This window comes from Sulfurimonas sp. HSL3-7 (assembly GCF_039645985.1).
GTDB lineage: Bacteria > Campylobacterota > Campylobacteria > Campylobacterales > Sulfurimonadaceae > Sulfonitrofixus > Sulfonitrofixus jiaomeiensis.
Genome location: NZ_CP147919.1, coordinates 1,047,558 through 1,059,329, shown reverse-complemented (window position 1 = coordinate 1,059,329; position 11,772 = coordinate 1,047,558). Strand labels below are relative to the sequence as shown.

12 protein-coding genes are annotated in these 11,772 nt (G+C 49.6%); 4 read left to right on the top strand and 8 right to left on the bottom strand.

What is annotated here, in order from left to right:
• The first annotated feature begins 9 nt into the window (after window positions 1-9).
• A complete protein-coding gene (locus tag WCY20_RS05385; protein WP_345977605.1) occupies window positions 10-1,368 on the top strand; it encodes a magnesium transporter in 1,359 nt (452 codons plus the stop codon).
• A gap of 72 nt (window positions 1,369-1,440) precedes the next feature.
• Here the strand turns inward: WCY20_RS05385 and WCY20_RS05380 are convergent, their stop codons facing one another.
• Complete coding sequence (locus WCY20_RS05380; RefSeq protein ID WP_345977603.1) at window positions 1,441-2,265, bottom strand: ferritin-like domain-containing protein; 825 nt, start codon at window positions 2,263-2,265, stop codon at window positions 1,441-1,443.
• 38 nt (window positions 2,266-2,303) lie between these two features.
• Between WCY20_RS05380 and WCY20_RS05375 the strand changes: the two genes are divergently transcribed.
• Window positions 2,304-2,903, top strand: a complete 600-nt coding sequence (locus WCY20_RS05375; RefSeq protein ID WP_345977601.1) for an MBL fold metallo-hydrolase — start codon at window positions 2,304-2,306, stop codon at window positions 2,901-2,903.
• Between the two features lie 69 nt (window positions 2,904-2,972).
• Here WCY20_RS05375 and WCY20_RS05370 read toward each other — a convergent pair whose 3' ends face one another.
• Genes WCY20_RS05370 through cmoB form a run of 3 tightly spaced genes read right to left on the bottom strand, consistent with a single transcriptional unit; the run spans window position 2,973 to window position 6,624 of the window.
• Complete coding sequence (locus WCY20_RS05370) at window positions 2,973-5,327, bottom strand: fatty acid cis/trans isomerase (protein ID WP_345977599.1); 2,355 nt, start codon at window positions 5,325-5,327, stop codon at window positions 2,973-2,975.
• Window positions 5,324-5,719 (bottom strand): PaaI family thioesterase, encoded by a 396-nt coding sequence (locus WCY20_RS05365; RefSeq protein ID WP_345977598.1) that lies wholly within the window; start codon window positions 5,717-5,719, stop codon window positions 5,324-5,326. Before WCY20_RS05365 ends, WCY20_RS05370 begins: the two co-directional genes overlap by 4 nt.
• Window positions 5,719-6,624 carry a tRNA 5-methoxyuridine(34)/uridine 5-oxyacetic acid(34) synthase CmoB gene (gene cmoB, locus WCY20_RS05360; protein WP_345977596.1) on the bottom strand — a complete coding sequence of 302 codons (906 nt, stop codon included), beginning with the start codon at window positions 6,622-6,624 and terminating at the stop codon, window positions 5,719-5,721. Before cmoB ends, WCY20_RS05365 begins: the two co-directional genes overlap by 1 nt.
• A 58-nt stretch (window positions 6,625-6,682) precedes the next feature.
• Here cmoB and WCY20_RS05355 point away from each other — a divergent pair, with 58 nt between their 5' ends.
• Both WCY20_RS05355 and WCY20_RS05350 read left to right on the top strand, forming a co-directional pair.
• Window positions 6,683-7,579 (top strand): cation diffusion facilitator family transporter, encoded by an 897-nt coding sequence (locus WCY20_RS05355; RefSeq protein WP_345977595.1) that lies wholly within the window; start codon window positions 6,683-6,685, stop codon window positions 7,577-7,579.
• Between the two features lie 33 nt (window positions 7,580-7,612).
• Window positions 7,613-8,185, top strand: coding sequence for a DUF3365 domain-containing protein (locus WCY20_RS05350; protein ID WP_345977593.1), 573 nt, complete (start codon window positions 7,613-7,615; stop codon window positions 8,183-8,185).
• A gap of 132 nt (window positions 8,186-8,317) precedes the next feature.
• Here the strand turns inward: WCY20_RS05350 and WCY20_RS05345 are convergent, their stop codons facing one another.
• The 4 genes from WCY20_RS05345 to WCY20_RS05330 all read right to left on the bottom strand — a co-directional run bounded on the left by WCY20_RS05345 (window position 8,318) and on the right by WCY20_RS05330 (window position 11,747).
• Window positions 8,318-8,779, bottom strand: a complete 462-nt coding sequence (locus tag WCY20_RS05345; protein WP_345977591.1) for a CZB domain-containing protein — start codon at window positions 8,777-8,779, stop codon at window positions 8,318-8,320.
• 214 nt (window positions 8,780-8,993) lie between these two features.
• On the bottom strand, window positions 8,994-9,479 hold the full coding sequence (locus WCY20_RS05340) for a hypothetical protein (RefSeq protein ID WP_345977590.1): 486 nt from the start codon (window positions 9,477-9,479) through the stop codon (window positions 8,994-8,996).
• A 137-nt stretch (window positions 9,480-9,616) separates the two neighbouring features.
• Window positions 9,617-11,185 (bottom strand): ribonuclease Y, encoded by a 1,569-nt coding sequence (gene rny, locus WCY20_RS05335; RefSeq protein WP_345977589.1) that lies wholly within the window; start codon window positions 11,183-11,185, stop codon window positions 9,617-9,619.
• A complete protein-coding gene (locus tag WCY20_RS05330) occupies window positions 11,142-11,747 on the bottom strand; it encodes a 5-formyltetrahydrofolate cyclo-ligase (protein WP_345977587.1) in 606 nt (201 codons plus the stop codon). Before WCY20_RS05330 ends, rny begins: the two co-directional genes overlap by 44 nt.
• Between the last annotated feature and the right edge of the window lie 25 nt (window positions 11,748-11,772).

Sequence of the window (11,772 nt, the reverse complement as noted above, 5' to 3'; positions counted from 1 at the left end):
AGTTGGGATATGATGATAAAAATCAAGAGACAAGATGACAATCAGCTGAATTCGCAAGCGTTTCAAACGCCCTCGCATCAGCTTAATCCGACCCTTGTCGCAAAAGCGCTGGAAGAACTCGTCGACAGACAGACAGGCCTCTTTTTTTCCACGCTGTCCAAAATCCCGAACATTTCTCTCATTGATGTCCTGCTGGAGCTTTCTAACAGGTCATTCTATCAGGCGCTGCAACGCCTTTCGGTGCACAAAGTATATGATGCGATGACCCGTATTCCCAGTGACAACGTAACGGATTTTCTGCAACAGGTCGAGATCGTAGATAGAGCCTATGCCAATAAGCTTCACACCCTTATGAATCCTGAAGAACGTCGTGAGTTTTTGGAATTGTCTCAATACAGCGAACTGCAGGCCGGAGCCTATATGGAGATCGAGATGCTCACCGCGACACTCGACGACAGTATAGAGGATGTCAAAAAGGCCATTCGCCTTTTCCGGGAAGAGGATCCCCATAGCGCCATCATCAAGCTCTTCGTTACGGACCGGCAGCGCCATCTGCTTGCCACCCTCCACTTTTCCGATCTTATCCTCTTTGAACCCCAGCAGAGTATCCGGGAAGTGATGGAGCAGCTGCAGCCGCACCATCCCCTGAGTATTCTCCACACTGCACCCGTAGAAGAGGTCATCCGCCTTTTTGATGAGTATGATCTGAGTGTCCTGGCGGTTGTTGATGAGGAAGGTGTGCTCAAAGGACGCATCCTCTACGACGATGTTTACGAATTGATCCAGAGTATCCATACCGATCAGGTCTACAAGTTGGTCGGTGTTGACGACGAGGCGGAAGAGGAGAGTATTTACTCGGCACAAAAGATGCGTCTGCTCTGGCTTTTTATCAATCTCGCAACGGTTCTCGCCGCTTCGTTTGTTATCGAACGCTTCAAAGAGACTATCGCCTCCTATATTGCCCTGGCCGTTCTGCTGCCGTTGGTAGCGGCCCTAGGCGGCAACGCCGGCATACAGGCCATGACCGTTACCATCCGGCGTATCACACTCGGAGAGATCGATTTTTCCCAGGCATGGCCCATTTTGAAGCGTGAGTCGACGATCGTCATGATCAACGGTCTCGCCATCGCGCTCACCGTTTCACTCATCACCTACCTCTGGTTTGATGACAAGATGCTTTCTCTGGTCATTGCCCTCGCGATGTTTATCAATCTTTTGGTCGCAGGCAGCATCGGTGCATTGATCCCGCTTCTGCTCAAACGTGTCGGCATCGATCCGGCCATTGCATCATCCATTCTTCTGACAACGACGTCGGATGTGTTCGGCTTCTTTATTTTTCTGTTTCTGGCAACGTCTTTGCTGATGTAGCGATCCCTTGTCTACTCTTTTGTACAGAATGGGAAAAAAGCGCTGTTGGCCAGGTAAACAACTGCTGTAATTTTACGGCTCTGGACAGGCATACCCGTCCAGAATCTTCTTCATCTCCGCGCAGCTGAAACCGGCCTCCTGTCTGGCCTTGACATTGACACCCTGCTGTTTGGGAAAAGAACCGGGATAATACGCCTGGATGATCTCAAAAAAGATGTCGGTCGGCACCCCCGCTTTGTCGCACGCGTAGTGAAACCATCGATCGCCTTTGAGAACATGGTCGACCTCTTCGGCCAAAATCGTCCTGAGCGCGGCTTTGATCCGTTCAAGCATAGGGTCACTCGGCAGGCGTTCCAACCGTTCGAGGACCTGCGGTGTGGCATCAAGACCGTTTGCTTCCAGATAGCGCGGGATAACGGCCATTCTCTCCACCAGTGTCTGCGTTCTTTCACTGGCCTCGAAAAGCGAGTTGTGTACCGCTACATCACCGTATTTGGCGCCCAGCTCTTCCAGCAGCGTGTTGAGCATCTCAAAATGGCGGATCTCATCCTCCGCCACCTCCAGCCAGTCATCGTAGTAGGCTTTGGGCAGTCCCTGAAAACGGTAGGCATGGTCAAGGGCCAGATCGATAGCGCTGTACTCGATGTGGGCGATAGCATGGAGCAGGATGATCTTGCCTTCGTCGCTGCTCACCTTGCGGCGTTTGGGTACGGTCTGGGGCGGGACGATCTTGCAAAAAGAGGCATAGCTTGGCGTCGTAAAGACGACAGGTTCAAACCTCTCTTCAACCTTGACCTCACCTGCCCTGTATCGCGCATAAAAACGGTGAAATGCCTCAAACTTTTCTGAAGGATTATCCGTGGTTAAAATAGTCTCTAGCGATTTATAAAAATTCATAGGTATAATTTTATCCATATTATTGTGAAAGATTTTCAATGCAGATCAAAGTTCAGCCGATGGGCATGTACCAAACCAACTGTTATATCGTTACCGTTGACGGTAAAGACTTCATCATCGATCCCGGTGTCAACGCAACGGCGTGGGTCAAAGCCAATGTCACCAACCCTGTCGCGGTGCTCAACACCCACGCACACTTTGATCATGTCTGGTCTAACCAGGAGGTCAAGGAGTATTTCAATATTCCGCTCTACACCCCGAAAGATGACATCCCGATGCTGACGGACAACTCCTGGGTGCCGGATCTGCCGCCCTCCTACCCCGATGTCGCGGTCGAAGGCGAGGTGACGACGATCGAGATCGCCGGCGTACCGGTCACCTTCAGGCATTTTCCGGGCCACTGTCCGGGCTGCTCGACGATAGAGATCGGCGATGCGATGTTCAGCGGCGACTTCATCTTCGACCGGAGTATCGGCCGCACCGACTTCCCCTACTCTTCGCCGAGAGATATGGCGGAGTCGCTCAAACGTTTTATGCAGATCGATTACGACAGAGTCGTTTACCCCGGGCACGGCGGTACAACCTCCATCAAAGCCGAACAGAAAAACGCCCCCTACTGGCTGCAGAGCCTGGAGTAAAAGACCCATCCGGGTTCATCCGGACCGGCGCCGAACCGCTAAAATCCGGAGACACGAAGAAGTGCTCTCTCACCAGGCTCTGAAGTAATAACGGTTCAGGTCATACATTCCCGACTGAATCGGCTCAGCCTTGTAAAAATGTTCCTGGAACCAGTCATAATGCTTCCAGAAGTCCAGGTCGTTTCGGGCAACACCGTAGCGCAGCAGTCTGGCCTCGTAGGCCGGGGTCTCCTCATAATGTTCCAGCAAATCGAAAAAATCCGGCAGCTCCTCTTCTTTGACGACCATGAAGAAGTTGGGGTAGGAGCCGACACTGCCCTTGATAAAATCTGCCGTGTCTTTGCTTGGGTCAAGGCGGTCATCTTCATCGAAAAGAGCGTTCACGTTGTCGTGCCAGCGGTTGATCACGATCGAATAGACAAGATCCGCCCCCTCTTTTCGCACCACACGTACAAGTGCCAAATTGGCATTGTAGCCGTTAATCACCTTCATAAACGCCGTGCCCGGTCTTGCAACGACGCGTAAAGCCTGCAGGTAATCGGCTTCACTGTCATAATGTTCCGGCAGTACGTCGGGTACTTTTTCACCCAGATGCAGGTAGTTGTGGTCGAATGCGATCGCGGTCTCTTTGAGAAGATGCTTATCGACGACCTGCTCGATAAATTCCTGTTTATAATGGGGGCCGCTGTAACGGATATTCGAAACATAGTTCGGGGCGATCCCTTTGATATCTTCCGCAGCGTCATCGCCGATGTACCAGGAGCGGAATGTCTTGACCCGCTCTTTTTGCGGCAGAAAAGTCAGGAAAGTGGCCTCGCCTTCGATACGCAGAAAGTCCATATACCGGCGGACATTGGTCTGGTGCGACAGGTTCCCGAAGACATCGAAACCGGCGACCAGCGCATAGTAAAGACGTTCAAACTGCGGGTAGTCCATCACCCACATCGTCTTCGGCAGCTGTCCCAGTACACCTTTGCGTACGGTGGCGCTGTCAAAGTGGCGGTAAACGGTCAGAACCGGGGCATCATCGGCTTGTGTACCCCGCCATATATCTTTCAGGCTGGTACCGACGCCGAAGCGCTGATAGAATTCCCCTTTATCTCTCATATAAGCCAGGTAGCGTTCGCGGTACCGGTCACTGAAGGTGCTGAAGACACCCATCGAGCTCCCCTTCTCTATCGGCATACTGAGATTTTTCGCCTCGCGGATCAGGAATTCCGGGTGTTGAACGCTCAAATCGGATTTCGGATCCAGAAACATGGTCCAGAAGTGGTCGTTGATAACATTGAGCGCGATCTGCCCTTTGCAGACGGGACCGCGAATGAAGGTTCTGGTTATATACTCGCTGTTATGGAGCAAAAAGCGGTAACGTGATTCCGGAGGAATCTGCGCATAGGTCAGGAAAGGGTTGGCGCTGCGCACTTCGTCATAATCCATCAGGTGCGGCTCTTCAAGCCAGGGCGTTCCGATAAAGAGACGGGTGATCTGTTCATATTGTTCGTCATCCATCTCGAAGACGATGTGCGTTTTATGAACGATCGTCGAATGTATCTTGCGGATGCGGTAGTAAAATTTCTCAACACCGGGGTCGTCAAAGGGGCGGACGGTAGCGATCACCTCGATCTTCTCCGGCGACGGTGTTTTGGAGCGGACGAGCTCATAGAACGCATTCGGTGCAGACGGAAAATGGAGATGCGCGATAAAGAGATGTTCGTAGAGGTATCGTGCCGTCAGGCGGTATTTCGGCTCTTCGCGGTTCAGGAGGTTTTCCCACTTCCCGATCTCTTCGAGGGCTGCAGGACTCGGCGAGACAAGCTTCTTCTGCTCTGCTTCGTTTGGCCCGTGCGCCCCCTGCTGAAGCCAGTGCAGAAGTGTCTCATACTCTTTCGTCGTCAACGCCGGAAAGCCGTAGGGCATACCGCGTTCAGGATGGTTGTCGATGAATTCAGCCACCTCCTCACCGTTTTTGGGACAGCTCAAGAGATCAGTCTCCGGCCGGTATTCGCCCGGTGAGAGCGGACTGCGCATTTTCGCCCGCAACAGGTGGGCCATCGTCGTGTTGTTGAACCCCTCCGGCGCCGTATTTCCGGTCACACTGAAAAAACTCTTTTTACGCCACTCCGCCGTCGTCTCGGCATCCATAAAAAGCCGGGTCGGCGGCTGCGCACGAAGGCGCTCTGCCTTGTAGACGAGCTCTTTGCTCGCACCGCGATCGGCCCCTTCGTAAGAGCTCAGTTTCAGCTGACAGGGGGAGTTATAACAGGAGTGGCAGACGACGCAGCGTCGGTCCAGGATCGGCTTGACATCGGCAAGGTAATCAATCTCTCTGTCCATGCGTTTGACCTGGATCGGCGCCGGCGGGTCATACGAACAACCGGCAAAGAAAAAAGTGGCCGATACCGCGATCAACAGGAGATTTTTCATCCTTGTTGCTTTTTCAGTACATGTTCTTTTGTGACAACTGTTTTGAAGTTCCCGTTAAAGAGAGATTTTCCTTTGCTGACAGCCTGCACTTCGACAAGAGCTTTGGCTCCCTCGCGCTTTACGACAGTGGCCTCGAAATCGATCGTATCACCGACCACGCTCGGCGCCAGGAAACGGCATTCACTGCCGGCAAGCACAACGTTGGGTTCATTCACTGCGCACATCGCTGCAAAATCGGCCGCACCGAAAATAAATCCACCGTGTACCAACCCTTCTTCGTCTGCCGACATCTGCGCCGTGGTCAGCAGAGAGACCCTCGCGCGTCCCTCTCCGATCTCTACCACCTCGCCGCAGAGCGAACTGTCGATCTTCATATGGGTGTTTTGCTGCATCACTTCTCCTTTGGCTTTTTCGTCAAACGGACATAAACACGTTTCGGTGCGCTGTACCCCTCCACTGTTTTCGTCTCATCTTCGGGATCCAGAAAGTCTTCGAGGCTCTGCCCCTCTATCCACTCCGTCTTGCGCTGCTCTTCAGCCGAGGTGACTGAGGTCTCCAGCACCTCAAAGTCACTGAAACCCGCACGCAGGCACCAGTTCTTTAGAGCCGGAATGGTCGGGACAAAATAGATGTTCGGGATCTTTGAGTAGCTCCCCTTTGGACATAATGCCATCTCCTCATCGCCGTCGATCATAAAGGTATCAAGGATCACTTCTCCCACGCTGTTGAGCCCTTTGTAGAGCTGCTTCAACATCGCAACCGGATCGCTGCGGTGGTAGAGCACGCCCAGACAGAAGATCGTGTCAAACTTCTCTTCATAATAGGGGAGATGTTCGACACCCAAAAGCTCGTATTTGATAGCGGTCTTTGCAAAGCGGTTGATAAAATCAAACTGGGTCTTGTAGAGCGCCGAAGGATCGAACCCGACCAGGGAGGCGGGCTTGTCCTCCTGCATACGGAAAAGATAGTAGCCGTTGTTGCAGCCGATGTCGGCAACACGTTTGTCCGTAAGATTGAAGTGCGGACGTAACAGATTGTACTTCATAAAGCTCTGCCACTCGGTATCGATAAAGAGACCGAAAAGGTCAAACGGCCCTTTTCGCCACGGCATCATCATGCGGGCAACCGATTCGATCTGTTCATGATCGACAGCATCATCCGTTTGCAGGGCAACGGTATCACCGAGTAAAAGTGCGGCGTCTATGTCAGGCAGCGAGTCGAGCGCTTCGCGCAAAGGCTTGATATTCTTCCATGTCATCCATTTTTCACGTTCCACGCGCAGGGCATTCAAATCCATATATATCTCTTAGTTCTAGGTAGCTGTATTTTAGCTAAAGCTTGTTAAAATTCTTTTCATGCGCATAGAACAGAAAGCAACCATCGTCTCCTCCAGTACTGCGGCACTTTTGGTCACCATCAAGATGGTCATCGGTGTAATGAGCGGTTCCGTCGCCATCCTGGCTTCGGCTATCGACTCTTTCTTGGATCTCATGGTCTCACTTTTCAACTATTTTGCCCTGCACCAGTCCGAGAAAAAAGCCGATAAAAAGTTCAACTTCGGGCGTGGTAAACTCGAGGCCATTGCCGCCGTTATGGAAGGCACGATCATCTCGATCTCAGCCATTTTCATCCTCTACAATGCCGTTATGAAACTGCTTCAGCCAAGAGAGATCGATTATATGGAGCTCTCTCTGATTGTGATGGTGATCTCTATTTTCATTACGACGTTTCTCGTGCTCTTTCTTGTTCATATTGCCAAAAAGACGGGAAACCTTGTCATTCGTGCCGATGCACTGCACTACCAGACGGACCTCTACACCAACGGCGCGATACTGCTTGCGCTCGCTGTCATTCACTACACCGATTTCGAGATCATCGATCCGCTTTTGGGCATCGCCATCACTGTTTACATGATCTATTCCGCCTTTCCTATCATCAAAGAGGGGATCTTGATGCTCATGGATATCGCCCTTGAAGATGAAGAGATCGAAAAGATCAACCGTTATTTGGACAGTGTCCAGGACATCAACGGCCATCATCACCTGACCACAAGACGTTCGGGCTCCGATATCTTTATCACCGTACACGTGGTCTTCAATGTCAGCGTCTCGCTCTTCGACGCGCACCGCATCAGCGACAAGATCGAAGCGGAACTGGAAGAGCTCTTCGAAGATGAGCGTGTACACTCCATCATCCACATGGACCCCTACGATGATTCAGACGCCAATGAGGAGTATCTGGAATACACCTGATGCATACACTAAACCTATAAAAAAGGAATCAAGATGAAAAAAATCCTATTCACTGCACTCTCTGCTGCCGCTTTACTCGCCAACCCTTACGAAAGCAATAAAGAGGAGCTTGCCTCTGTGGTCAAAACGGGACAGGAGGTCTCCTCGGCACTGCTCAAAACGCTGGGCAAAAACCTCCAACAGCATATGAAGGCGGAAGGACCGGTCGGCGCGGCAGAGTTTTGCAGCACGAAGGCCTACGCGCTGACGGCAGATGTCGATGAGCAGTTTGGGCAGGATGTCCATGTAAAACGTATCTCGCTTAAAGAGCGCAACCCCGCCAACCTGGCCGAAGGCAAAGAGAAAGCGATCCTGCAGTCTCTCGAAACGCTGCAACAAAACGGTGTCGTTCTGCCAGCGTATCTTGTAGAACGTGTCAACAAAGAGACCTACAAATACTACAAACCGCTTCTGATCAACAAGCAGGTCTGTCTGAAGTGTCATGGCGATATCAGTGGGGACCGGAAACTGTCACAGTTTTTTGAAAAAACCTATCCGAATGACAAAGCGACCGGCTATAAATTTGGTGACCTTCGCGGCACGATTGTCGTAACAATCAAAAAATAGCTGTTTGCAAGGGGCCCCAACCCCTGATATCAAACCAGCAATGCTTTTCGTTTCGCTATTTACAGAACGTTCATTTACCGTCTATTGGAAATGATCGGATGAACGCCGGCGAACCGGAAAGCGTCACATGGTCTAAGAAACAGTCTCTTTAAAGGCATCTGCCGACATCGCATGCAACCGACGTTCAAGTCGATCGATCACCGCGATCAGTTGATGCGAAATATCCAACAGTTGATCATAATACTTTTTAGCGACATCTTTATCGCTGTCTGATATCTTCTTCTTCATATTAAAAAGTTTGGAGAAAAAAGAACGGTTCATATCGCCAAAATAGACCTTAAAGATCTTCATATACATATCATGCAGATTAAAGTGCAGGGTTTCGATCTCATGCAGACAATCCATGCCCGGAATTGCATTGAGATTCTGCCCGTCTCCATAAAACCATTGACCAAATTTACATTCGGTACAATCAACAGGAATGGCATCTTTTTCTACCGGTAAGCCTTCTATCAAAGCTTTTGCACGCTGCACCCATTTAACATGTGCTTTTTTGGCATTATGCAGTTGCTCTAACGTTTCTGCTTTATTCATGACCATCTCCATTATCTACGAAATTATTTATAAGAGTATTTTATATCTATATTATTACATTATTATCACAAAAAATTATAAATATGAAAGATTAAAACAGAAATTGCAGTTTATTTTAATTATACGAAGATAGCTTTTTATCCAATGATCCTGCCCTGTCCGGCAGAGTGTGACAAGATATATGACTATCTTGCATATGAATGAAAAGCAGCATTTACGAAATAGTCAATTTGCACAATTGGCCGAAAGACTGTTCTAAATGATCAAGCATCGCATCCAACGCTTCGACTGCCTGCTGCATGTTCTGAAAATATCGTTGTGCCTCGGCAGCTTCAAACTTTGTAATCTTTTTGTTACGATGAAAAAGATTGAAGAAAAAAGAGTTCTTGCGCTGCGGGAAACAGAGCTTGTATATTTTGAGACAATTTTCATCCATGGTAAAACGAAGCATCTCGATCTGTTCAATGATCTCAAAATGGAATAGATCGACTTCTAATTTATTGTCATATCCGTTGTAAAGCTGGTTGAGTTCACTACTGTGTTCATACAGCCAGCTGTATGGCGGAGAACTGTTTTGATGGCTTGGTATACACGCTTTACCCACTTGCTCACCCATCATCATACGCTGTGCACAATCCAGCCACCGGGCATTATCCGCTTTTGCGAGACGTATGTTATGTGCTATTTGAGTTGCATCCATCGCTATACCTTGAAAAGTGCTCAGCACTCCACTCTTAAAATAGTATAACTTAATATTATCACATACTTGTCACGTTATATTACAATAAATTATAATACACTATCTCTTTATGGACTTTTCAGCGTAGGCCTATAAGCCTACTTAGCATACTCTACAGCGCGGCTTTCACGGATCACGTTGACTTTGATATTGCCGGGATAGCTCACCTTGGATTCGATCTCTTCGGCAATCTCTTTAGCCAGCAGAGACGCCTCATCGTCACTCACCAGTTCCGCACTGACCATAACACGTACTTCACGCCCGGCATTGATGGCGTAGGCCTGTTTCACCCCTGTTTTGGAGGTCGCGATCTCTTCGATCGCAGTAACCCGTTTCAAAAAGCTTTCCAGAACTTCCCTGCGTGCTCCCGGGCGTGCAGCAGAAAGGGTGTCTGCCGCACAGACCGCCGCACATTCTATGGTCTCTATATCCTGCAGTCCATGGTGGGCATAGATGGCATTGATGACCACCGGATCTTCATTGTAGCGTCGACAGACCTCCGCACCCAGATCGACATGGGAGCCTTCAAAGTCGTGGGTCAACGCCTTGCCGATATCATGCAAAACGCCCGCCCGTTTAGCCAACTTTGCATCACCGCCCATCTCCGCTGCCATGATCCCCGCAAGGTTGGCAACTTCGAGTGTATGCGCCAAGGCATTTTGACCGTAACTTGCCCGATAGCGCAGACGCCCTATCAGTTTGATCAGTTCCGGATGCAGTCCGCTGAGCCCCAGTTCAAAGACAACGTTCTCGCCGTCTTCAATGATCTTCTCTTCGAACTGCGCGCAGACTTTGTTGTAGATCTCTTCTATACGCGCCGGCTGGATGCGCCCGTCTTCGACCAGAAGCTCCAAGGTACGTGTGGCGATCGCCCGGCGGTACATGTTGAAGCTGCTTACGATGATCGCATTCGGGGTATCGTCGATGATGATATCCACACCCATCAGTGCCTCAAGGGTCTTGATGTTTCGGCCCTCACGGCCGATAATACGCCCTTTGAGCTCGTCATCGCTCAACTGCACCGTATTCATCAGACGTTCATGGGCAAATTCACCGGCAAACCTCGACGTCGCCTGTGCCAGGATGTAGTTTGCCTTACGTTCGCCCTCTTGTTTGGCTTCGTTTTCATAACGACGGACAATATGGGCGACATCGGCACGAGAACGCTCTTCAACCTGCTTCAACAGAAGCTCTTTGGCCTCTTCTTTTGTCATTCCCGCAGCGTTTTCTACGGCATTGATCGCTTTGTCCAGACTCTGTTCATACTCTTTTTTAAGCTTGTCCAGACTCCGTGATTGGCGTTCAACATTTAGTTTCAGGCTTGTAACAATGCCGCGTTCATTCTCCAGTTCTCTCTGCTTTTCTTTGACCTCGGCCTCGAGATCTTTTTCCCTGCCTGCTATGGCCGCTTCGCGTCCGGAGAGCTCTTTAAGGGCACGTTCGCTTGCCTCATTGTACTGCTTCTCGGCCTGAAGTTCGATCTCTCTGGCTTTGATATTTGATCGTTCAAGCAACAGTTCGGCTTCACTGTCAATCGCAGCGGCCTTTGCTTTGGCCTGTTGTACATAGATGTCAAATTGTGCACTGCTGATTTTTTTACAGATAAAAAATCCAAGCAGTCCGCTAAGTGTGGCTATGCCACCTCCTAAGAGTATTTCGTTTATCATTTTTAGTACCCTTTGCTGCTGCATAATACGCCTCAGGGGTAATCAGTAAGTCTGCCTTTATATCATACTCGTCGCATATATATTTAGAAGTATTACAGAGTTTTGATTGAACAAATATGATATATGGTTTGTGTTTTAGTCTTGCAAAAAAGCGGTCGTACATTCCTTTACCGAAACCTATACGGCGTCCTTCACCGTCGACACCCACTGCTGGTACTATTGCTACATCAATTTTTTTTATTTTTAAATTCGAATTCCCGGGCTCATAAATTCCAAACTGTTTTTGAGTCAGAGGGAGTCTAAATGGTACCATCTTGAAACTGTCGTCTTCCATAAACGGCATATATACTTTTTTGTTGCGTCTTAAGGCCGCAATACCGCTGCGGATATCCGGTTCCATCCCCAGAGGCCAGAAGGCCAGCACACTTTCAGCATCTCTTACTTTAGGGTGCATCAGCAGCTTGGCCGTAATCTTTGCGTTACGATAAGCGCTGTTGTGGGGGCTTAGCATTTGCAGCGTTTGAAGACATTTTTTTCGTAAAGTCACTTTTGTCACAGACATTTTGCACCTTAGATTGGTTATAATC